This is a genomic window from Vibrio sp. K4 (assembly GCF_051122595.1).
In the GTDB taxonomy this organism is placed as follows: Bacteria; Pseudomonadota; Gammaproteobacteria; order Enterobacterales; family Vibrionaceae; genus Vibrio; species Vibrio owensii.
Window position 1 is genome coordinate 3,535,728 of the sequence record NZ_CP178577.1, and the last position, 22,629, is coordinate 3,558,356.

General features: G+C 45.4%; 23 protein-coding genes. 17 read left to right on the forward strand and 6 right to left on the reverse strand.

Features of this window, described 5'->3' with window-relative positions:
* The first annotated feature begins 647 nt into the window (after positions 1-647).
* From ACLIIY_RS15970 to ACLIIY_RS15980, 3 genes are all read left to right on the forward strand, one after another.
* Positions 648-1,268, forward strand: a complete 621-nt coding sequence (locus tag ACLIIY_RS15970; RefSeq protein ID WP_020197731.1) for a lysoplasmalogenase — start codon at positions 648-650, stop codon at positions 1,266-1,268.
* A gap of 69 nt (positions 1,269-1,337) precedes the next feature.
* On the forward strand, positions 1,338-1,559 hold the full coding sequence (locus ACLIIY_RS15975) for a YecH family metal-binding protein (RefSeq protein ID WP_005438506.1): 222 nt from the start codon (positions 1,338-1,340) through the stop codon (positions 1,557-1,559).
* Between the two features lie 109 nt (positions 1,560-1,668).
* Positions 1,669-2,253 (forward strand): YhgN family NAAT transporter, encoded by a 585-nt coding sequence (locus ACLIIY_RS15980; protein ID WP_005438505.1) that lies wholly within the window; start codon positions 1,669-1,671, stop codon positions 2,251-2,253.
* 57 nt (positions 2,254-2,310) lie between these two features.
* Here ACLIIY_RS15980 and ACLIIY_RS15985 read toward each other — a convergent pair whose 3' ends face one another.
* Positions 2,311-2,577 carry a DUF1145 domain-containing protein gene (locus tag ACLIIY_RS15985; RefSeq protein WP_005438504.1) on the reverse strand — a complete coding sequence of 89 codons (267 nt, stop codon included), beginning with the start codon at positions 2,575-2,577 and terminating at the stop codon, positions 2,311-2,313.
* A gap of 25 nt (positions 2,578-2,602) precedes the next feature.
* On the reverse strand, positions 2,603-3,202 hold the full coding sequence (rsmD, locus tag ACLIIY_RS15990) for a 16S rRNA (guanine(966)-N(2))-methyltransferase RsmD (protein ID WP_078608053.1): 600 nt from the start codon (positions 3,200-3,202) through the stop codon (positions 2,603-2,605).
* Positions 3,203-3,425: 223 nt separating this feature from the next.
* Between rsmD and ftsY the strand changes: the two genes are divergently transcribed.
* From ftsY to glpG, 6 genes are all read left to right on the forward strand, one after another.
* Positions 3,426-4,646 (forward strand): signal recognition particle-docking protein FtsY, encoded by a 1,221-nt coding sequence (ftsY, locus tag ACLIIY_RS15995; RefSeq protein ID WP_264403958.1) that lies wholly within the window; start codon positions 3,426-3,428, stop codon positions 4,644-4,646.
* Positions 4,647-4,668: 22 nt separating this feature from the next.
* On the forward strand, positions 4,669-5,343 hold the full coding sequence (ftsE, locus tag ACLIIY_RS16000) for a cell division ATP-binding protein FtsE (RefSeq protein WP_005438501.1): 675 nt from the start codon (positions 4,669-4,671) through the stop codon (positions 5,341-5,343).
* Positions 5,333-6,301 (forward strand): permease-like cell division protein FtsX, encoded by a 969-nt coding sequence (gene ftsX / locus ACLIIY_RS16005; RefSeq protein WP_009705153.1) that lies wholly within the window; start codon positions 5,333-5,335, stop codon positions 6,299-6,301. Before ftsE ends, ftsX begins: the two co-directional genes overlap by 11 nt.
* Positions 6,302-6,476: 175 nt before the next feature.
* Entirely contained in the window at positions 6,477-7,334 is an 858-nt protein-coding gene (rpoH, locus tag ACLIIY_RS16010) for an RNA polymerase sigma factor RpoH (protein WP_005438499.1), read from the forward strand.
* A 412-nt stretch (positions 7,335-7,746) separates the two neighbouring features.
* Entirely contained in the window at positions 7,747-8,067 is a 321-nt protein-coding gene (gene glpE, locus ACLIIY_RS16015) for a thiosulfate sulfurtransferase GlpE (RefSeq protein WP_009701354.1), read from the forward strand.
* A complete protein-coding gene (gene glpG / locus ACLIIY_RS16020; protein WP_434527904.1) occupies positions 8,067-8,909 on the forward strand; it encodes a rhomboid family intramembrane serine protease GlpG in 843 nt (280 codons plus the stop codon). Before glpE ends, glpG begins: the two co-directional genes overlap by 1 nt.
* 104 nt (positions 8,910-9,013) lie before the next feature.
* Here the strand turns inward: glpG and ACLIIY_RS16025 are convergent, their stop codons facing one another.
* Positions 9,014-9,424 (reverse strand): flagellar basal body-associated protein FliL, encoded by a 411-nt coding sequence (locus tag ACLIIY_RS16025; protein ID WP_005438495.1) that lies wholly within the window; start codon positions 9,422-9,424, stop codon positions 9,014-9,016.
* Between the two features lie 153 nt (positions 9,425-9,577).
* On the opposite strand from ACLIIY_RS16025, the gene ACLIIY_RS16030 reads away from it, so the two are divergent.
* Together ACLIIY_RS16030 and ubiA are read left to right on the forward strand one after the other, a co-directional pair.
* Entirely contained in the window at positions 9,578-10,117 is a 540-nt protein-coding gene (locus ACLIIY_RS16030; protein ID WP_078608054.1) for a chorismate lyase, read from the forward strand.
* Positions 10,118-10,972, forward strand: a complete 855-nt coding sequence (ubiA, locus tag ACLIIY_RS16035; protein ID WP_005438493.1) for a 4-hydroxybenzoate octaprenyltransferase — start codon at positions 10,118-10,120, stop codon at positions 10,970-10,972.
* Between the two features lie 89 nt (positions 10,973-11,061).
* Here ubiA and plsB read toward each other — a convergent pair whose 3' ends face one another.
* A complete protein-coding gene (gene plsB, locus ACLIIY_RS16040; protein ID WP_009705151.1) occupies positions 11,062-13,488 on the reverse strand; it encodes a glycerol-3-phosphate 1-O-acyltransferase PlsB in 2,427 nt (808 codons plus the stop codon).
* 368 nt (positions 13,489-13,856) lie between these two features.
* Here plsB and lexA point away from each other — a divergent pair, with 368 nt between their 5' ends.
* From lexA to dinF, 3 genes are all read left to right on the forward strand, one after another.
* A complete protein-coding gene (gene lexA, locus ACLIIY_RS16045) occupies positions 13,857-14,477 on the forward strand; it encodes a transcriptional repressor LexA (RefSeq protein WP_005438488.1) in 621 nt (206 codons plus the stop codon).
* Between the two features lie 232 nt (positions 14,478-14,709).
* The gene (locus ACLIIY_RS16050) at positions 14,710-15,504 is read left to right on the forward strand and encodes a class I SAM-dependent methyltransferase (protein ID WP_434527905.1); all 795 of its coding nucleotides are present in this window, start codon (positions 14,710-14,712) and stop codon (positions 15,502-15,504) included.
* 55 nt (positions 15,505-15,559) lie between these two features.
* The gene (gene dinF / locus ACLIIY_RS16055; RefSeq protein ID WP_434527906.1) at positions 15,560-16,903 is read left to right on the forward strand and encodes an MATE family efflux transporter DinF; all 1,344 of its coding nucleotides are present in this window, start codon (positions 15,560-15,562) and stop codon (positions 16,901-16,903) included.
* 69 nt (positions 16,904-16,972) lie between these two features.
* Here dinF and sthA read toward each other — a convergent pair whose 3' ends face one another.
* Positions 16,973-18,403: a Si-specific NAD(P)(+) transhydrogenase gene (sthA, locus tag ACLIIY_RS16060; protein ID WP_012126563.1), complete on the reverse strand. Its 1,431-nt coding sequence runs from the start codon at positions 18,401-18,403 to the stop codon at positions 16,973-16,975.
* 261 nt (positions 18,404-18,664) lie between these two features.
* Between sthA and fabR the strand changes: the two genes are divergently transcribed.
* Together fabR and ACLIIY_RS16070 are read left to right on the forward strand one after the other, a co-directional pair.
* The gene (gene fabR / locus ACLIIY_RS16065) at positions 18,665-19,306 is read left to right on the forward strand and encodes an HTH-type transcriptional repressor FabR (protein WP_005430912.1); all 642 of its coding nucleotides are present in this window, start codon (positions 18,665-18,667) and stop codon (positions 19,304-19,306) included.
* Positions 19,306-19,671, forward strand: coding sequence for a YijD family membrane protein (locus ACLIIY_RS16070; protein WP_434527907.1), 366 nt, complete (start codon positions 19,306-19,308; stop codon positions 19,669-19,671). Before fabR ends, ACLIIY_RS16070 begins: the two co-directional genes overlap by 1 nt.
* Positions 19,672-19,735: 64 nt before the next feature.
* On the opposite strand, the gene trmA is transcribed toward ACLIIY_RS16070, so the two are convergent.
* Positions 19,736-20,845 (reverse strand): tRNA (uridine(54)-C5)-methyltransferase TrmA, encoded by a 1,110-nt coding sequence (gene trmA / locus ACLIIY_RS16075; RefSeq protein WP_005438477.1) that lies wholly within the window; start codon positions 20,843-20,845, stop codon positions 19,736-19,738.
* Between the two features lie 375 nt (positions 20,846-21,220).
* Here trmA and ACLIIY_RS16080 point away from each other — a divergent pair, with 375 nt between their 5' ends.
* Positions 21,221-22,627: a tyrosine-type recombinase/integrase gene (locus ACLIIY_RS16080; protein ID WP_011149137.1), complete on the forward strand. Its 1,407-nt coding sequence runs from the start codon at positions 21,221-21,223 to the stop codon at positions 22,625-22,627.
* Positions 22,628-22,629 lie beyond the last annotated feature (2 nt).

The following is a 22,629-nucleotide window of genomic DNA, read 5'->3' on the forward strand; positions in this document are numbered from 1 at the left end:
TGAGTAATCTTATGATGAAATAGTGTTTCTTGTGTCAGTGGGGAGGTTGGTTGGCTATTTTTACTGAATTTCTCAAAAGTTGAGAAAATTCGCTTTTATGCTAATGAGGCTCACATTTATGGACGTCCATCTTGTTCGCTTTTTCCTATTCAATGAGAAAATCTCAGCACCAAAAGGGTTTAGCTTTAATCCACAATAGCTAAGGTTGGGTTTTTATTGTTTTTCTGGATTATGCTTTGTTATATCAGGTAGTTAAGTGTGATTGTTTGAATTTTTACTCTACACAATTGTTGAGCCAATAGTTGTTTATCTTGTTATGGGACGGTGTTTTTACCTTTCTGAGTGGTCAGAGGTGGTAGATCTGGCTTTTGTGTCGGTTATTTGCTCATAACGGTTGTATGGCGAACAGATTGGCGGTTTGTTTTTCAATTTCTGAAGGTTAGGTCTTTTGATGAAATTATCCATAACATTCAAAGTCAGATAGTTGGGCTCAATAATTGTGAGAAAAACGATAATCACTAATTGAGTAAGATCCGTTTACAAAACGTCGTGATTCGCTATCGAGATCCAACTTTCACTGATTGTGTCTTTACATCAAGATTGGTCTACCTAGACTAGCGGCGAGATTACGTGAAAGGTGTATCGGCATGTGGAGTTGGTTAGCGATAGGGCTATCAGGAGTATATTCCGTGTTGGGGGCAAAGCAGGCCAATCCGACACAGTCTCTGGCATTTAAAATCTTTACTCTGCTATTGCTGCTGGTTCTGGCGCTCACGGAGGGGGCTTCGGCACCTCACACCTACTGGATTGCTGGTGGCTTATTGGTATCAATGTTCGCCGATACCCTCCATTCGTTTAAATCTCGTAAACCTCTCTATTTTGCCGGTTATCTATTGGCACAAATCTGTTACAGCAAATCGTTCTGGGTTCAGCTCAATGGTGACATCGTTTGGTGGCTGTTAGCTTTGCTTCTTGCAGCGAGTATCGTGGCCTTCTTCTTGTTGCTCCCTCAACTGGATTCTATGGTCTTTCCTGTTGTTATCATGGGGATCATGTTGGTTCAGCTAGCTTGGGCAGCAGGAGAGGTGTGGTTACAAGTGCCGAGTTTTGCCAACGCTCTCGGCTTTAGTGGCACTCTAGTCATGATTTATTCCGCCTTAGCCTACGCGATACATGGATATCGTAAACCGATGAAGCGGGCGTATGTTTGGGTGAGTGGCAGTTACTTTTTGGCTCATGCACTTATTGTTGCCTCTATCATTTACTAACTTAGGTCAAAGTCAGCGGCTACGTTTTGAGTAAACTGAGTGGATTCCATTTAATGACTGGAGTCGATAATGACTGAAATTCATGCTCACAACTTACTGAACTTACTTCGTGAAACCCCAATGAATCGTGATGAGCTAGCGGCTCACTTCGGTAGTGAAGTGCGTTTTCATACCTGCAAGCTGAATGATCTAGACTTAGATGCATTGCTAGAGTTTTTACTAAAGCGTGAAAAAGTACGCGAACTGGAAGGTAAGTTTGTCGTCAATATGGCGCGCGTTTGTAATCACTAGGCGGCTCACCCATCATCAATGAAGGCGATACATTCATTTCGCCTTCAACCATATATTCACTCAATCACTTTGTTATACTGGCCGCCAATTTTTCCGTCGAGGTCAGAACATGGACATTCTTTCTGCAGCGACCATGCTGTTTCTTATTATGGATCCGCTCGGTAACTTGCCGATTGTGCTCTCCATTCTTAAACACCTTGATGCGAAGCGTCGCAGAAAAGTATTGATCCGAGAGTTGCTGTTCGCTTTGATGATTTTGATGCTGTTCTTGTTCGCAGGACAAAGCATCATGAGCTTCCTTCATGTTCAGCCTGAAACCTTGAGTATTTCTGGCGGTATCATCCTGTTTATCATCGCGATTAAGATGATTTTCCCAAGCGCAGGCAGCATTACCGGGCTTGCGGCGGGCGAAGAGCCGTTTATTGTGCCGATGGCGATTCCGATGATTGCGGGGCCGTCTGTGATTGCAGCGTTGCTTTTGCTTTCCTCTCAACACCCAGACAAAATTATGGAGCTTTCCGCCGCGGTATTGATTGCGTGGGGGGCGACGTTCTTTATCTTGATGTTCTACAGTTTCTTCCACCGTATTTTGGGTGAACGTGGCTTAAAAGCCGTCGAGCGATTGATGGGCTTGCTGTTGGTCATGATTTCTACCCAAATGTTCCTTGATGGTGTGAAAAGCTACCTAGGCTAGCGCCAAACAAATACAAAAAAGCCGCTCTTGTGAGCGGCTTTTGTTTATCTGAGGCTTTTACATCATATGCTTGCGACGAATGTCGAGCAGAGCAAAGATGCCAAAAATCAAAATCGAATACTTTTCCCATGCGCTCATCTTAATCTTGTCACCAAATGCACCAATAAAGATGGCCATTTGCAGACCGTGCATGATGAACAAGAAAGCGGTCATGATGTACAACGCAATCGCCGCTTTACCAGGGAATGGCATAAAGAAGTTGAGGATTAACACGAACCATACGAAGGCGATGGCCGCTTTAGCCAGTATCAATAGTGCTTTCATTTAACTATCCTTTTAAATCGAGGCTTTACGCTGGTGAGCGTTCGTATAAACGATAACTCACTTGGCCTGCTGTTTTTTCACGGTGCAAGCGCCAGCTTTCTGGCAGCCCAGCAATGCTTAGCTCTTTTTCCGTTTCAATATAAATCATCGCATCTTCAGCAAGCCAGCCGTTTTGCTCCAGCAAGGTCACGGTTTCATCCAATAATCCTTTGCGGAACGGCGGATCGATGAATACTACGTGGTGCGGTGTCCCCGGTTGCTTCAAAAAGCTGAGAGCGTCGGTGTTCACAACGTGAATGTTATTGGCATTCAAAGAGGACACATTTTTTTGCAGTTGCTGAAATGCTTGAGGGTTTAGCTCAATCATAGTCACAAGTTCGGCTTGGCGAGAAGCGGATTCGAAGCCAAGGCCACCAGAGCCAGCGAACAAATCAAGACACTTCGCTTGTGGGACATCTTGAGCCAACCAGTTAAACAGAGTTTCTTTTACGCGATCCGTGGTTGGGCGTAAGCCTTCTGCATCATGAACAGGGAGCTTTCTGCCTCTCCATAAGCCACTAATAATGCGCACAAAGCCTGTTGTTGGCTTTTTTTGTGATGAGTTTTGCTGGCGACGTCTTACCATAGATTTTTTGACCGCTAATAAAGTGATACTATATCCAATCGCCCAAGCTTTGAGCTTGGATACAGCCCAGAATATTCAAGATGACAGAGTGTAACACTAATAAGATTAGATTCACCTAATTGGAAAGTTTTCATAACTTTGTCATTCGCCTTTTCAGTAAAGATAATAATCTTGTCAGAAAAGAGTCATTAATAGATAAGAAGACAATCTAGGATAGCCCCAGATGACGGAAAAAAAGAAGCGCGGATTACTTTCGTGGCTAGGTTTTGGTGATGAAGAGCAAAGCCAAAAACCGACAACTGAAGAATCAGTAAAAGAAGAAGCAGTGGAAGCACCTGCCGCCGAGCAACAACCAACAGAAGACGTTGCCGAGCAAGCAGAAGAAAAAACAACGGTTGAACAAGAACCAGAGAATGTTGAGGCTGTCCTAGCAGAAGCAGAAGCAGAAGCAGAAGCAGAAGCAGAAGCAGAAGAGCCACAAGTGCCGGTTGCGCCTCGTGTCCAAGAACAAGAAAAGCCAACCGAAAGCTTCTTTGCTCGCCTTAAGCGCAGCCTAAGTCGCACTAAGGCAAACATTGGTGCGGGTTTCTTCGGCTTGTTCAGCGGTAAAAAAATCGATGAAGACCTTTTCGAAGAATTAGAAGAACAGTTGCTTATCGCCGACGTGGGTATGAATACCACCACGAAAATCATCAATAACCTGACAGAGAAAGCCTCTCGCGGTGATTTGAAAGATGGCGAAGCGCTTTACGGCTTGCTAAAAGAAGAGATGGCCGAAATCCTATCTAAAGTAGAGCAACCGCTTGAGATCGATACCAACAAAACGCCTTACGTTATCTTAATGGTCGGTGTGAATGGTGTTGGTAAGACAACGACAATCGGTAAGCTAGCGAAGCAATTCCAAAGCCAAGGTAAAAAAGTCATGCTTGCAGCGGGCGATACTTTCCGCGCTGCAGCTGTAGAGCAACTACAAGTTTGGGGTGAGCGTAATAACGTTCCTGTCATTGCTCAGCACACAGGTGCTGACAGTGCTTCCGTTATCTACGATGCAATTGAAGCAGCAAAAGCACGCGGTGTGGATGTCGTTATTGCCGATACGGCAGGCCGTCTACAAAACAAAGCCAACCTAATGGAAGAGCTGCGTAAGATCGTGCGTGTGATGAAGAAGATTGATGACTCTGCACCACACGAGATCATGCTGACGCTAGACGCAGGTACAGGTCAAAATGCGATTAGCCAAGCGAAACTTTTCAGTGATGTTGCCCCTCTAACCGGGATTACATTGACTAAGCTGGATGGTACGGCGAAAGGTGGCGTTATCTTTGCCATTGCTGATCAGTTCGAAATTCCAATTCGCTACATTGGTGTAGGCGAAGGCATTGAAGACTTGCGTCCATTTGAAACTCAAGAGTTCATTGACGCTCTGTTTAGTCGCGAAGAATAACAAGAGTTAGAGGAAATCAACGGTGATCAAATTTCAGCAAGTGAGCAAAGCTTACCGAGGTGGTCGACAAGCCTTGCAGAAAGTCGACTTTCACCTTCGACGCGGAGAAATGGCGTTTTTAGGCGGACATTCCGGAGCAGGTAAAAGTACCTTGTTGAAACTGATATGTGCTATAGAGCGTCCAACCGATGGCAAAGTCCATTTTAATGGCCACGACATCACGCGTATCCCAAACAAAGACATTCCGTTCTTGCGTCGCAACATCGGGATTGTTTTCCAAGATCACCGCTTATTGATGGATCGCAGCGTCTTCGACAATGTCGCGCTGCCAATGCGCATCGAGTCGATTTCTGAAAACGAAATCAAACGCCGTGTTTCTGCGGCGTTGGATAAAACGGGCTTGCTTGATAAAGCCCGTTGTTTGCCAAGCCAGCTCTCGGGTGGTGAACAACAACGTGTTGGTATCGCACGCGCTGTCGTGAATCGACCAACCTTACTGGTGGCGGATGAGCCAACTGGTAACCTCGATCCAGAATTGTCTAACCGTGTGTTACGACTATTCGAAGAATTTAACCGTGCTGGCGTAACGATCCTTCTTGCGACGCACGATATCGGGTTAGTAAACACTCGCCCACAATATCGCCATTTTGAATTGAACCAAGGCTTCCTAAGTGAGGTAGAAGACTATGGTAGGTAACAAGCGCACCCAGAAAAAAGGGAAAGGTCGCAGTGCCAAGCGTGCAAATACCGATGGTTTTTTCTCTGTCCATGTAAAACAAGCAAAATCTTCTTTTGGAGCATTATGGCGTCGTCCATTAGGTAACATTCTTACCTTAGCCGTCATCTCAGTAGCGTTAGCGATGCCGGCTTGCTTGTATTTGCTGGGTAAAAACGTGGCGAGTGCTGCGCAAGACGTCGCGTCGCCATCCCAAGTGAGTGCTTACTTAGTCGAAGGCATGCCTGATGCGCGTGTGATGGTGCTAAAAGATCAGATTGAAACTTGGCCTTTGGTAAAAGAGGTGGAATATATTTCGCCGCAACAAGGTCTATCTGATTTAAGCCAATATGCTGGCTTTGACCAAGCGTTGAGCTTATTGAGTGGTTATGCGCTCCCTGGTGTGTTGGTGATTACGCCAGATTCAGAACAAAAAAGTGATATTCAGTCGCTTGCTAAAGAAGTTCGTGAGCAACAAGACGTTACCGACGTTAGGCTCGATGAAGACTGGCTAGCGCGCCTTGATGCGATAAAAACCCTTGCTAGCATTATTGTCATCACCCTGACAGTGCTGATGTTGGGTGCTGTATTTTTAATCGTCGGCAATACATTGCGCTTTAATGTGCTGGCGAACAAAGAAGAGATTCAAACCATGAAGCTGATTGGTGCAACCGACAGTTTCATTCTGCGCCCTTACTTATACACTGGCATGTGGTTCGGTGTGCTTGGGGCAAGTATTGCGTGGCTAGTCACGGCATTGATTACGGTTGTTATGAACAATGCGGTTGAGCAATTAGCCTCGCTTTACGACAGTCAATTCCGCTTGATTGGCTTGAGCTGGGATGAATCTCTGCTACTAATCATGACTGGTAGTCTTTTAGGTTGTATTGCCGCTCGAGTATCTGCGCAGCGTCACCTGAAAGAAATTGAACCAGTTTAGGTGATAAAGGTCTTATACTTGGAATTTATTAGCACAAGCTAATTTTTACCCCTTGTATAGACTATTTGTTTATGGATAATTACTCGCCCTTCTTGAAACTTGTTCATTTTGAGTTCAAGATGGCCAAGCTAAATTGCAATGTAATGCTCCAGATCAGAGATTGATGAGGAATTGAATGACAAAAGAAGCGTATCCGATGGCTCTAGTCACGCAAGATAGCCTTGATAGCTATATCCGTTCTGTAAACAGCTACCCAATGCTGACACCAGAAGAAGAGCGTGGGCTGGCAGAAAGATTACACTACAACGGTGAGATAGATGCGGCGAAAGGCCTGATCTTGTCACACCTACGATTCGTTGTTCACGTTGCTCGTGGCTACTCAGGCTATGGCTTGCCAATGGCAGACCTAGTGCAAGAGGGCAACATCGGCCTTATGAAGGCTGTTAAGCGCTTCAACCCAGAAGTGGGTGTGCGTTTGGTGTCTTTCGCTGTTCACTGGATCAAAGCTGAGATCCATGAATATGTACTGCGTAACTGGCGTATCGTTAAGATCGCGACAACCAAGGCACAGCGTAAGTTGTTCTTCAATCTACGTAAGTCGAAAAAGCGTCTAGGTTGGTTCAACAACGGTGAAGTAGAAACTGTTGCACGTGAGCTAGGTGTAGAGCCTTCTGAAGTTCGCGAAATGGAATCTCGTCTAGCGGCTGTCGACTCGACGTTTGATATGCCAATGGACGATGACGACAGTGCAAACTCGTACACAGCACCAATGGTGTACCTAGAAGATAAGTCTTCGGATGTTGCCGATAACATTGAAGCTGCAAACTGGGAAACACACACCAATAATCGTCTAGGTCATGCACTTGCAAGCCTGGATGAGCGCAGCCAGCGTATTGTTCGTTCTCGTTGGTTAGATGACGAGAAAGCAACTTTGCAAGACCTTGCCGATGAGTTTGGTGTTTCTGCTGAGCGTATTCGTCAGCTAGAAAAGAACGCGATGAAGAAATTGAAACTTGCTGTTGGTGAGTTCTAACTTTCGCTTCTAATCTCAAGTAAGATTTTCATAGAAAGCCGAGATCATGTGATCTCGGCTTTTTTATTTTCGATCGAAAATAGACAGCGTTTGCGATCTAATTTATCTGTGCTACCTGTGTATAACTCTGTGAAGTAATTATTCATCAACTGTTCGAAAGCCGGACAAAATAAGGCTTTGAAGCAGTTTTTGGTTTGGGGATAGTTGTGAATATACACACAGTTAGATCAAGATCATTACTACATATTGTGGATCAAATGATCCAAATACACTTTATCAACGCAATTCACAGATTTATCCACAAACGGTGCGAATATGTACAGCGTTTAATGCCCTGACTATCTCTGTGTCTAAGTTTGGCTTTGGATAGGTTACAATGGCGTCAATAACGAAAACGACATAGAGAAAGTAAATGGACCAGTTTCAACATATCGATGTACAAGGCGCTCAAGCATTGCTCGAACAAGGTGAAGCAAAGCTTGTTGATATTCGTGACCCACAATCTTTTGCTGTGGCGCATGCCGAGTCCGCTTTTCATCTGACTAATGATTCGATCGTTCCTTTCATGAACGATGTGGAATTCGAACAACCAATCCTAGTGATGTGCTACCACGGCATCAGTAGCCAAGGTGCGGCGCAATATTTGGTTAACCAAGGCTTCGAACAGGTGTACAGTGTGGATGGTGGCTTTGAAGCCTGGCAACGAGCAGAACTACCGATAGTGAGAAGTTAATGAAGAGATTGGTAACGTTAAATAATCCACGTATGGCGCAAGCCTTCATTGATTACATGGCATCGCGCAAGATAGATATCCAGATGATGCCAGAAGGTGAAGGGCAGTTTGCACTTTGGCTGGCGGATGCACAGCATGAAATTGAAGTCGAAGCAGAACTAAAGCAGTTTTTAGCGAACCCCTCTGCTTCGAAATACAGCGCCGCCTCGTGGGACGTTGCCGATACTCGTAAGAGTAAATTCCATTATTCCAGCCCAAGCATCATGGGCATGGTGAAAGCCAAAGCGGGCCCCGTGACCTTATTGATCATGGCTGTTTGTACGGTTATCTACTTTTTGCAGATGTTCGGTTTTGGTGATGGCGTGTTTGCTCTGCTCCATTTCCCAGCTTTCGAAGGACAACAGTGGCAGCTCTGGCGTTGGGTTAGTCATGCACTGCTGCACTTCTCTGTTACCCATATTGTGTTCAACCTCTTGTGGTGGTGGCAATTGGGCGGGGATATCGAGCGCCGTTTGAGTTCTGGTAAGTTACTGCAAATCTTCTTTATCTCTGCGGTACTATCTGGTGCTGGGCAGTTTTATGTGGAAGGGGCGAACTTCGGTGGTTTATCTGGTGTGGTTTATGCACTGCTTGGTTACTTGTGGATCCTTGGTTACCGCTGCCCACATCTCGGTTTAACACTGCCTAAACCTATTATTGGCTTTATGTTGGTGTGGCTAGTGCTTGGTTTTGTTCAGCCATTTATGGCGATTGCTAATACGGCACACTTGGTGGGTTTGCTTTCTGGGATGGCGATTGCGCTGTTTGATTCCGGTAAGCAGAAATATCAACAAGCCTCCTGAGTTAATGATTTATAGATACCAACAAAAAAGACCGCCAATCGGCGGTCTTTTGTTTCTCTGTCTTTCGCTTATAGAGATGAGCTCGTCAGCTTTAGCGGTTCACACTATTGATAAAGGTATTTGGTAAATAGCAAATCAGCAATGATGGTTTTGCCAGTCTCTGGCAGCAAGGTCTCGTTGAGCTCTTTCACCAGAGTTTTGCGCAGATCTTCACGGCCAGACAAAGACTTGATCGTATCTTCTGTTTGCTTGCCTAGAAGCTCAATCACCGCATCGCGGATCAATGGCTGATGATGTTCTACAACCGCAAGGTCTTGTTGGCTCATTACCATGATGTCGATACGTACTTGCACATAACCCAGTTTGTTGCCTTTGGTGTAGAAGTTTGTGGTCAAATCGGGTTCTAGCGTGAAGTAGGCTAACTTAGGTGCAGCTTCTTCTGATTCAGCCCAACTTGGTGCTGAAATAAGCAGACTTAGCGCGAAAATAATTTGGGCTACATAACGTTTGTACATATTTCTAACTTTTCTTTCTCTGGATCGCGATATTCGAATCGCTTCAGTCTTGATACAATAGACCGTCTAAAACAAATAACGGAACTTACGGTTTCAATAAGACGGTAAGTTGTTGCTTTATTGTACGCATAAAGCCTCCAATTGAATACTAGTATGAATCAGCCGACATCACTCTATCTTACTTCTTTATTGGAAGTAGAGTGGCAAAACCCCGAAGATTTTGAATTCCCTAGCGAATTCGCCAAGCATTGGCTTGAAGAACAGGGCTCTTTGTCACGTCGTTTAGGTCAGCATTGCCAACGCTTAACAGTGGAATTGCTGCACAATCAGATCGTCACAGCCAAGACGTTAAAACAGGATGAGAGCCAGCTATTGTCTGAGCAAGATTGCCTACTGAGAGAGGTGATTTTATGTGGCGACAATACGGATTGGGTCATTGGCCGCACGCTCATTCCTCGTTCAACCTTGGTCGATCAACAATATGACTTAGCTCAGCAAGGAGATATCCCGCTGGGTTTAACTGTGTTCAGCGCCGATAACGTTGAACGCGATGCTCTGCAAATGGGATGGGTTAGTTTGCCACAGGGGCGCTTTTTAGCGCGACGCTCAAGACTGTGGATGAATCACAAACCCATGCTGGTTGCTGAGTTATTCTTACCAAATTCACCAGTTTACGCTAAGGAGAAGGTGTAAATGTCCGCAGACAAAGCCAAAGCATATTGGCAACTGATGCGAATGGACCGCCCAATTGGCTCACTCTTGTTATTGTGGCCGACGGTTTGGGCACTTGTGATTGCCGCCCAAGGCATACCAAGTTGGAATGTACTCATCGTTTTTGTGTTAGGCGTGTTCCTAATGCGTAGCGCCGGTTGTGTGATTAACGACTTTGCCGACCGTAAAGTTGATGGGCATGTGAAACGCACCAAACAGCGCCCTTTACCATCGGGTAAAGTGACCTCGAAAGAAGCGATTGGTCTGTTTTTGGTTTTGGGTATCAGTTCTTTCTTATTAGTGCTGACCATGAACCCACTGACGATCAAGCTCTCCTTTGCGGGCATCTTTTTGGCTTTCATTTATCCATTTATGAAGCGTTACACCCATTTGCCGCAGCTGTTTTTAGGTTTGGCTTTTAGTTGGGCGATTCCGATGGCGTGGGCAGCACAAACAGGCGAATTGCCTTTGATTGTGTGGTTTGTGTTTGCGATTAATGCTTTGTGGACTATTGCCTACGACACTCAATACGCGATGGTCGACCGAGATGATGATTTAAAGATTGGCATTAAATCAACGGCTATCTTGTTTGGTCGCCACGACAAACTGGTGATTGGCGTTTTACAGCTGATTACCTTGGCGATGTTGGTGTTGCTTGGTCAGCACTATGAACTTGGCCAAAGCTACTACTGGACGATTCTGGTGGCTGCTTCATTGTTTGTGTACCAACAACATTTGATTCGCCATCGAGATCGCGACTTGTGTTTCAGAGCCTTCCTTAACAATAACTATGTGGGAATGGTGATTGCGGTCGGTCTGGTTATCGCTTTCTGGTAACGGCATAGTACAGACATCCAGATAGAAAAAAGGCATCCGATTGGATGCCTTTTGTGTTTTTGTCGAGATGAGTATCGAGCTTAAGCGAACTATGCTTGCAGCTGGTGGATACTCTCTTCGATGGTCAACTTCACTTCTGGGTAAAGCAGAGCAAACAGCAGTTTGGCAAATTGCTGTGTCTTCTCAAGGTCACAGTTACCGTCGCTATCTAGATATTGTTGCTCTTTCAGCGTATTGAACATTGCAGTAAATACGCCTTTATCGAAGAACTCTGGTGCGTTGATGCCGTGCAGACGACCCAAACGTTGTGCAATATCTTGGCTCTTCTGCTCAAGGTCAGATTTACCCAGCTCTTGGTCTGCCACCAGTAGGTTCATTGCGATAGAGTAGCGTTGCAGTGTTTCTGTGATAGTACGACCCAACAGAACCAATGATTGGTTGTTTGACTGGTTAATTTCCAGTTTGTCACCATCTTGGCAAACCATCTTCTGCTCAATGAACTCGTTCAAAATCTTCACGACCAACTCGTTCAACTCTTCTTCCTTGTAGCTTAGGAACAGCTCTTTTTTCAGGAATGGGTAGATTTGAGCAACGTTTTCTTGAATCTTCTCTACGGTCACGTTGCGTTGACGAATAATCATCTGAGCAATCAATGAAGGTAGGGCGAACAGGTGAATGATGTTGTTGCGGTAGTAAGTCATCAGAATCGACTGGCTACGATCCAGCGAAATGATGTCACCCATTGTGTCGGTTTCAATCACAAACTTATCAAGTGAGATAGCGTGATCTACCAACTCTTCAGCCGTTTCTGTTGGAACCGTTGAAGTGTTTGAGTATGGGTTGTTCTTAAGTAGCTTCAGGTAGCACTCTATCTGGTTGATCAAAGAGTCACGAGATAATGCACGCTGACGAGAAGCCAACAGCGCGGTCGCACATAGAGTTAGCGCGTTAGTCGCTGCCGCGTCGTTAATGTGCGTCATCATCTTGTTTGCCAGACCGTTCACCACAGGGTTCATCCATTGCGGTTTGCTGCCTCCCATGCGATCGATGTCTTTCGTCCATTCTGGCGCATGTTCGTTCAGGTATTGGTTTAGCTGAATTGGCTCACCGAAGTTCACGTAACCAAGACCAAAATTGCGCAGCTTACGCAGAGTACGCAGTACAAGACCTGCGTTTTCTTTCTCTTTGCGTGAGCCACGAAGCTCTTTGGCGTAAGTACCCACTTCCATTACGTGCTCGTAACCGATGTAAACAGGCACTAACGTTACTGGACGGTTTAGACCGCGTAGCATGGCTTGAATTGTCATTGCCAACATACCGGTTTTTGCTTGAAGCAGACGACCAGTACGTGAACGACCACCTTCACTGAAGTACTCAACCGAGTAACCTTTAGCAAACAGCTCTGATAGGTACTCACGGAAAATAGTTGAGTACAGCTTGTTGCCTTTAAAGCTACGACGAATAAAGAACGCACCACCACGACGGAAGATTGGACCCGCAGGGAAGAAGTTCAGGTTAATACCCGCAGCAATATGCGGTGGCACCATACCTTCATGGTATAGAACGTAAGAAAGCAGTAGGTAGTCCATGTGGCTGCGGTGACATGGCACATACACGATCTCATGACCATCTTGCGCTAGGCGACGAACGGTCGAAGCGTTGTTGATGTGCAGACCTTGGTACAGCTTCGTCCACAACCAGCCAAGAATACGATCGCCGTTTTTCACCAAACCATACGAGAAGTCCGCTGCAATCTCATCCATGATGTCATGGGCTTCTTTGCGTGCTTTCTCGATAGAAATGTTTTTGCTTTGCGCTTCGTCTTCAATTGCTTTTTCAATCGCTGGCGATTTCATTAAGCGTGCAAACAGCACTTGGCGTTGAGGCAGGTTTGGACCGGATGCCGCAAGCTTCTGGCGAGAGAAGTGGATACGTGCAACGCGCGCTAGCTTGTGTGCGATAGCGCTGTCGGTACCGTGAGAGTCTGCCATGTAACGCAGTGAAACCACTGGGCTAAAACGCACCAAACAGTCACGACCAGCTGCCATGACCGCTTTTGCTTTTTGCGGACCATTCATTGGTTGCAGGTACGGCTTGTGGTTTTCTTCTTTACCAGGTTTACGACCCCAAAGTACGGTTGCTGGGATCATTTGCACGTCTAACTCGCTGTCGAGTTTGTGCAGTTCTAGTAACTCTGTAAATAGAGAAACTGACTCGCTTGGTACATCGTTATCGTTGCTCATCACGGTTGGACGAGACGCGATAAACACGTAACGAGTTAATGTCTTTCCATTGATTTCCAATGGACTGAGCGGGTCAGGCAGACCAAGACTCAAAGCTTGTTTTTGCAGTGTCAGCAAATCCACGTTCGAACGGAACGGCAAGGCATACACAATCGGTTTAGTGAGGTCGATGTTGAGATCATCAATCGGATTCGATGGGATTGTGGTGCCCTTTACCATTACCGATAAAGGTAGTTTTAGTAATGAACGTGAAAATGATTGTCCAGAAGACATAAAGTTCACAGCCTCAATAGGTATTCAAACAAGCCTAACCTTATTTCAGTGTCCGCTTTGCCTTCTTCTAAAGAGAAGGTAATAGATACGGCTATAGAAATAAGCCTAGGCGATAAAATTTAAGCGCAGCAAGGATACCAGAAACTGGTCAAACCTTTTAATTTTATTGAGCGGAAATTAGTCGAACCCCTAGGTTGTTGCTTTCATTAGACGAATTGCTTATTGCGCGTTTAAAACGCATGCTCACTTGAGGTTTGTGGATGGGATCTGAAACTGGCGCAAATAAATTAAAAAACAACCAATTGGGTTTTCATTTGTCCATTTACTGGATATACTCACATTTAACTGTATAAAAAGACAGGTGACATATGAAGCCGTTAACGCCACGCCAACAACAAGTCTTCGATTTGATTAAAAGCAAAATCGAAGACACCGGAATGCCACCAACTCGTGCAGAGATTGCGCGTGAGCTTGGCTTCCGCTCTGCGAATGCCGCAGAAGAACACCTAAAAGCGCTTGCTCGTAAACAAGCGATTGAAATTATTCCAGGCGCATCTCGCGGGATCCGAATCCTACTCGAAGATGCGGCAAACGACGATCAAGGCCTGCCATTAATTGGTCAAGTTGCTGCTGGTGAGCCGATTTTGGCTCAAGAGCATGTGGAATCTCACTACCAAGTAGATCCTGCTATGTTTAAACCAAAAGCAGACTTCTTACTTCGCGTAAACGGCGAAAGTATGAAAGACATCGGTATTATGGACGGCGACTTGCTGGCTGTGCACAAAACCCAAGACGTGCGCGACGGTCAAGTTGTGGTTGCACGTGTTGATGATGATGTGACGGTGAAGCGTCTAGAGCGCAAAGGTTCTACGGTTCTGCTGCATGCAGAGAACGAAGAGTTTTCACCAATCCAAGTTGACCTAACGTCGCAACATCTGACGATTGAAGGTCTGGCGGTTGGCATCATCCGTAACACCGACTGGATGTAGGTTTTTACCTCAAGCATTCTAATAAAGCCCAGCGTTTTGCTGGGCTTTGTGTTTTCTGCACTTTCTATTCCATTTTTATTGTCTTCAAAGCATATTTCTTTTCTTCCGAGCATAGCTACGCTCGGCCTGATTCAAAGTGTTTGGTTGTTGCGTTAAAACTTGCAAGTGATATTGAGATTTATTATCATCTAATTCCATTTAACCATTTTCTTTTCGGCGCAAGGAAATGCCCATGTCCAAGCCTCAACATCACGTACCTAATCATCTGTTGAAACCGTTGTTTTTGCGTAGCCGCGAAAGCTTGGTCGATAACGGCTTGGTGTACGATCCGATCGCTGCAAAAGCGTGCTTGAGCTGCAAGATGGCGCCAGATTGCATCAGTGGCGACGTCGATCAGAAGCAGCTGCTGCATGTGACTTTAACTCAACTGTGCGATCAGCAGGTCAGCTACTTTCTTCAACAACACTCAGACGCTTGGATCATTAACGTTGGTGCGGGCTTAGATACGCGCTTCTACCGTTTGGACAATGGTCGTTGTCACTGGATTGAACTGGATGTCACCGAGAATCTGGTTTGGCGTCAGCGATTGTTCCATAAAAACGAACGTTACGAGCATCGTTGCGGCAGCGTAGAAGACATGAGTTGGTTAGATGAACTACGCATCCCTGAAAAAGCACCAGTATTGATTCTATGTGAGATGGCTTTACTTGATTGTGATGAATCGCGCGTTGCGACTTTCATCCAAACTCTGGGTCGTCATTTTGTATCGGCAGAAGTGTGCATGGTACTAGCAGGTGACTTAACCGAAAGTAAATGGGGTCAGAAGCTCGGCTCAGATACGTATGCACATGGTTTTGAAGCACCAGCACAACAAGTACTGCATTGGCTGCCATGGGCGCAATGGGTCAAAGCCTTCTCGCCATTCGACCGATTTTGCTCACGCTGGAAAGCATGGCAACGCTGGCTGAATAAGATCCCAATGTTGAAGCATCGTCTCACGCCAGTTCTCGTTCACATCAAGTGGTAATTGGCTAGGCATTAAACACTCAGGTACACTCGCTGATCTAAACAACGAGGTGCCTGTGACAAACTCTATCTTCTCTCCTTTATCGAATCCTCAAGTGCATCGCCAAGTGTTAGCGCTCGCTATCCCTATGGTGCTGTCGAATATTACTGTTCCACTCTTGGGCTTGGTTGACGCTGCGGTGATCGGTCATCTTGAACACGCTTGGTATTTGGGTGGTGTTGCGTTGGGCAGCACCATGATCAGCGTGACGTTTTGGTTGCTTGGCTTTTTACGTATGTCGACTACTGGATTAGCGGCGCAATCCTATGGTGGTGAAGACCGAAAACAACTCGCCTTGGTGTTTATGCAAGGCTCACTCATGGCATTGCTGTTTGCGTTAGTCTTCCTTATTGCCCATAACCCGATCGCGGATCTGATATTTGGTTGGAGTGATGCCAGTGCGGAAGTGAAGCACTATGGTATGCAGTATTTTGCTATCCGTGTATGGAGCGCCCCCGCAGCGCTGATGAACTTTGTGTTGTTGGGCTGGCTGCTCGGCACGCAAAACTCCAAAGCCCCAATGTGGATGGTGATTATCACCAACGTGACCAATATTGCGCTCGATTTACTGTTTGTTATTGGCTTAGGCTGGAAAGTAGAAGGCGCAGCGCTGGCATCGGTAATAGCTGATTACTCAGGCATGGCGTTTGGCTTGATGTGTGTATGGAAAACATGGCGTGCCCGTCAATTACCATCTCCTAAGAGCCTGCTAACCGATACTCAACATGGGCTAGGGCGGTTCGTAAAACTCAATCGCGATATCTTCTTACGCTCTCTATGTTTACAAGCTACGTTTAGCTTTATGACTTTCCAAGGCGCGAGCTTTGGTGATGATGTGGTTGCGGCCAATGCGGTATTGATGAGCTTCTTGATGATGATTTCCTATGGCATGGACGGTTTTGCTTACGCGATGGAAGCCATGGTTGGCAAAGCGATTGGTGCCAAAGACCGAGCGCAGCTCAGTGCATCATTGATTGGTACTTTCTTCTGGAGTCTGATCATCTGCTTAGGTTTGACTGCGGTATTTGGTTTGGCGGGATCGCACTTGATCGCCATGATCACTTCGATTGACGCGGTGCAGCAGCAAGCTTCGGTGTATCTACCTTGGCTGGTGGTCATGCCATTGGCGTCGATGTGGTGCTTCCTGTTTGATGGTATTTTTGTTGGTGCCACTAAAGGTAAAGACATGCGAAACAGTATGTTCGTAGCGACTTGTAGTTTCTTTGCGATTTTCTTTTTGTTCTCAGGCTGGCAAAACCATGCGCTGTGGTTTGCGATGACCAGTTTCATGGTAATGCGAGGGATTGGACTCGGCGCTATCTTTTTCTATCAATGGCGCAAGGGAAGCTTTCTTGCCTAGTTACACATAAAAAAAACAGCAGGTCGAAACCTGCTGTTTTTGCTTTTGGATCATGGCAACCCAATTGAATTAGAATAATCGGTTCAACCCGTTCAGTGCTGCTACGCGATACGCTTCTGCCATCGTCGGGTAGTTGAAGGTGGTATTGACGAAGTATTCAATCGTATTGGCTTCACCTTTTTGTTCCATGATGGCCTGACCGATGTGGATGATTTCCGCAGCGCGCTCACCAAAGCAGTGAATACCAAGAATCTCTTTGGTTTCGCGATGGAAGAGGATTTTCAAGCTGCCGATGTCTTTACCTGCAATCTGTGCACGAGCGAGATGCTTGAACGAAGAGCGTCCCACTTCGTAAGGCACTTTCGCTGCGGTCAGTTCTTGCTCGGTTTTACCCACTGAACTGATTTCTGGAATGGTGTAGATACCCGTTGGGATGTCATCAATCAGATTGCCGTCAGCTTGTCCTTTAGTGATGGCTTGTGCCACGAAACGACCTTGGTCATACGCTGCACTCGCTAGGCTAGGGTAGCCAATCACATCACCGACGGCGTAGATGTGTTCCACTTCTGTACGGTAGTTACCATCTACTTTGAGTTGTCCGCGAGAATCACCTTCAAGTCCAACCGCAGGTAAGTTGAGTTTGTCTGTGTTGCCCGTTCGACCATTAGCATACAGTAGGCAATCGGCTTTCATCTTCTTGCCAGATTGAAGATGCACGATAACACCATCTTCAGTGCCTTCGATTTTCTCGAATGTTTCATCGTTACGAATCACCACGCCACTGTTCCAGAAGTGGTAAGACAATGCGTCTGATACTTCGTTATCTAAGAAAGAGAGCAGACGGTCGCGAGTGTTTATCAGATCAGTCTTCACGCCTAAACCACGGAAAATAGATGCGTATTCACAACCAATCACACCCGCACCGTAAATGATGATGTGGCGAGGGTCGTGCTTCAGGCTCAGGATGGAGTCACTGTCGTAGATGCGTTCATGCAAGAAGTCGACGTCATTTGGTTGGTATGGACGAGAGCCCGTAGCGATAACAAATTTATCCGCTGAGTACACTTCTTCCGTACCATCGCTTTGCATGACGGCAATGGAGTAGTTATCGATAAAGCGCGCAGTACCAAACAACAGTGTGCATGAATTGCGATCATAAAAGCCCTGACGAAGTCGAGTTTGCTTATCAATGACCGATTTCGCATGACCTAAAATGTCAGAAAATGTTGCATGAAGGCTGGTGTTGTTACGGCAGAATAATGGGTTGCTATTGAATTCGATGATACGACTAACCGCATGACGCAATGCCTTGGATGGTATGGTTCCCCAGTGCGTACAACCACCACCAACACTGCTTTCCTTTTCTACGATGGCAACATTCAGTCCGGCTTTGGTCAATCCCATTGCCGCCCCTTCACCGCCCGGGCCACTACCAATTACGATCACGTCATAGTGATTAGCATGCGCCATGATGTCTTCCTTGTTATATTTGCTTAACATTGCTGTAGCGGGATTTTAACTCATTTACTCTATTGGGAACACGTAATGCCTGCTAGAGAGTGGAAGTGATCACGCAGAATCGCCCAAAAGAACTAATTGGTATGCTGTATGTCTACTATTTGAAGCGAGACAATTGCAATTGGGTGCATGGCAATAGTAACGTGCTCGCCGCTTATCGGCAGATAACGTCGCTTTATACGTGGGTGCGATATGCGTTATATTGAAGCTCTCGTACCCAACAGAAAAAGAGCAAGTTAAAGAATGAAATCGATGGGAATCCGCGCGCAGCAAAAAGAAAAAACACGTCGATCGTTGATCGATGCGGCATTTAATCAACTCAGTGCGGATCGCAGCTTTTCCAATCTCAGCTTGCGTGAGGTTGCCCGAGAGGCAGGAATTGCACCGACTTCTTTTTATCGTCACTTCAAAGACATGGATGAGCTGGGCTTAACCATGGTTGATGAAGGTGGTTTGTTGTTGCGACAACTGATGCGTCAAGCGCGTCAGCGTATTGTCAAAGAAGGCAGTGTGATTCGAACTTCAGTTGAAACCTTCATGGAATTCATTGAAAGTAGTCCTAACGTTTTCCGCTTATTGTTGCGTGAGCGCTCCGGCACTTCCTCTGAATTTCGTACTGCCGTCGCTCGAGAAATTCAGCATTTTGCGGCAGAATTAACTGAGTACTTAATGAGCACCGGTATGACCAAAGAAGAGGCGTTCACTCAAGCAGAGGCGTCGGTTACTTTGGTGTTTAGCTCTGGTGCGGAAGCTTTAGATTTAGATCGACGCGAGCGCGATGAACTCGCCGAGCGATTGATCATGCAATTGCGAATGATAGCCAAAGGGGCCTATTGGTATCGCAAAGAACGTGAACGTAACCGATTAAAAGGCGGGATAGAATAATGTCGAATGGAAATAAATCTGAAAAGAAAACGCTGATTTTGGCACTGGTTGCAGGTATGTGTGGTGATGCTTTGTTGTCATGGTTGACCATGAACGAAGTGTCTTTTTCAATCTTCCCTCTGATTGCACTCGTGCTAGCTGTACAGGCGCTGTACCAAGAATACCTTAACAACCCAGTATCAGAAGATATTCCACTTGTAGGTCTGGCGTGTTTCTTCGTTGGTGCATTTGGTCACTCTGCGTTTATTAAAGCGCAATACCCAGAAGCAGGTTCTAACTTCTTCGCAATTCTGGTTTCAATGATTCTCTTAGCGTGGATCGGTAAGAAACTGGGTTTCATGGAAAAGAAGACCACCGCTGAATAAGCAAAACGAATCCAACAAAAAGCGAGCCATTGAGCTCGCTTTTTTTATGCCTGAGGCTGGTGGATTACGCTTTGCGTTCCAACAGTACACCTGCTTCCATGTGGTGTGTGTAAGGGAATTGGTCAAACAGTGCAAAACGCGTCACGTTGTGGGTTTCACATAGAATGTCCAAGTTCTCTTTAAGAGTCTCTGGGTTACAAGAGATGTACATGATGCGCTCGTAGCCTTGCACCATTTTACAAGTGTCGACATCCATACCTGAACGTGGTGGATCGACAAAAATCGTGTTGCAGTTGTAGCTCTTCAGATCCACACCTGCATCTTGTAGGCGGCGGAATTCACGCTTACCTTCGATTGCTTGAGTAAACTCTTCTGCTGATAGACGTAGGATTTGTACGTTATCAATCTCGTTCGCGGCGATGTTGTATTGCGCAGAAACCACAGATGGCTTCGCCAATTCAGTTGCAAGAACGCGGTCGAAGTTTTGTGCCAACGCCAGAGAGAAGTTACCGTTGCCACAGTAAAGCTCTAGTAGGTCGCCAGTGCTTTCTTGAGTGCAGTCGACTGCCCATTCCAACATTTTCTCTGCCACTTTACCGTTCGGTTGAGTGAAGCTGTTTTCAACTTGTTGGTAGATGTAGCTTTGGCCATTCACGTCTAGCTTCTCGATCACGTAGTCGCGGTCTAGGACAATCTTCATTTTACGAGCACGACCAATGATGTTTAGGTTGAAGCCTTCATCATTCAAACGCTGCTTCAGGGCTTTCGCGTTTTCAATCCACTCTTCATCAAGTTGGCGATGGTAAAGCAGTGAAACCAGAATCTCACCGCTTAACGTCGATAGGAAATCCACTTGGAACAGTTTACGACGTAGCGATTCGTTGTCTTTCATCGCTTCAACCAATAGTGGCATCAGGTCGTTGATCAGACGGCTTGCTGCTGGGAATTGGTCAACGCGGTATTTCTCACGAGTTTCTTGGTTGAACATGATGTAGTAAAGGTCTTCACCCTCATGCCAAACACGGAACTCAGCACGCATACGGTAGTGCTGCTCTGGTGATTCAAACACTTCCAGTTCTGGCACGTTGTATGGCGCGAACATATCAGTGAGACGTTCGACTTTTTCAGCCAGTTGTTCTTGGTAGCGTTGTGGATTTACATCAAGAGTAGCCATGATCTTACCTTTTATGGTGCATTCAATTTAAGAGCGCAGATTTTATTCAATCTCAATAGGATGTCCAGTTTTGTGCCCCAATTGATTTAAAGATAGTGTGTTCTGTGTCAGTTGAGGTCGAAATGAGCCAAAACGTTACAATTGTGAGGGCTAATATTGGCTGGACAAATAATCAATAGCTTAATAGTATTTGCCCCAAGCTGGTGCTATCTAGCAATCTAGATGGCTGAAATGGGAATCTGGTGGAAATCCAGAACTACGGTTGGGATCTTTATTAGACGACGCAAGTTAATAAGTTGTGACTATAAAAAATTAGACATAATGGGTTTGTTAGCTTAGTGTAGTGCTATAAATGTTTGATTATTTGGTGCTGATTTGATTGAGCAGAGTGAGGTATTTCCAGAGGACTATGGTATTGATTACTGTCTTATGTGGATCAATACGGATAAATATCCTTCATTTACCAGTAGGGCAGCCCCTGATAGTGGTGAGATAATCCACGAAGTAAATGACAATTCAAAACCATTTATTTATAAACTTCCGATTTTAGTTGACCCAGATGGCATTAATGTAGTGCCAGTCAATTTATACCTGCACTCTCTATTGTCAAATCCAGATATATCATCCGTTGATACAATTGAATCTCATGCAAATGCGTTATTAAGCTTCTATCGTTGGATGAGTATGGAAATCCCAGAACATACTGACAAAAGAACAGGTGTCTTGATTGAAGAGAAGCTTCCATTAACAATATTTGACTGCACAGAGAAAGTAGAAGAAAGCCCAGTCGTTAGATATCGTGATTACTTATTAGAGAATCTTTATACCGAAGATGAAAATGGGAAAATCGGTGGTTCTCCAAATACGGCTTCTAGCTATGTACTAAAAGTAGTTGCTTACTACACCTATCTTCATCGCCAACGGATAGTCCCACTTAGCAAAACTTTTCGCCCATTTGAGTTTTCAGCCAAGAAAGTTCGTATACAGAACAAAAATAAGAGAGCGCAACATGACATGCTCTCACATCTCAATAGTTATCGCGGCGATATTACCGTGTATACGACGGGTCTCACCAAGCCATTTAAGAACAGACAAAAGCCTCAAAATGCTGATATCCGCGAGCTACGTCCCTTGCGTGAAGATGAAAAACAAGCCTTTTACCGATATATCGATGTGGAAAATTCGTCTGATACTAAGGACTTAATGTTGTACACGGCAACTGAGGTTGGGGTGAGACTTGAGGAACTGATAACTTTTCCTGCTTCTGTCGTAGATAGGCCAAAATCTAAAGTTATGAAAGTGCTAATTGGTGAGCGCATCAATGGTTGTCTTACCAAATACAGAAAAGAGAGAACGATCGAGATTCCAGACTACGTTATGGATCTTTTGTACGAGTACAAGCTAAGTAAGGCAAGGAAGGAAGCTATTGACAGTGGGTTATTGCGCCATAATCACTTATTCGTTCAATCTAATGGCAGTATTTACGCACCAAACACAATTCAAAAGCATGTGGAAGCTGTACGCAATGATATGATTCTTAGCGGGCTTGATATTTATTTTGTTACGCATGATTTAAGAGCTACTTTTGCGACCGATTGGCTGTACAAGAGACATATTGAAACAGGTAAGCCCTTTGAGGCACTGATCTCCGAACTAGCATACTTGATGGGGCATGAAAATACAGGTACTACTCAAAAATACATTAACTATCTAAATGATGATAAAACATGGTTTGAATTCTCTCAGCGAAAAAATCAATTTGCACAAGAAGTGTTGAGGTGAGC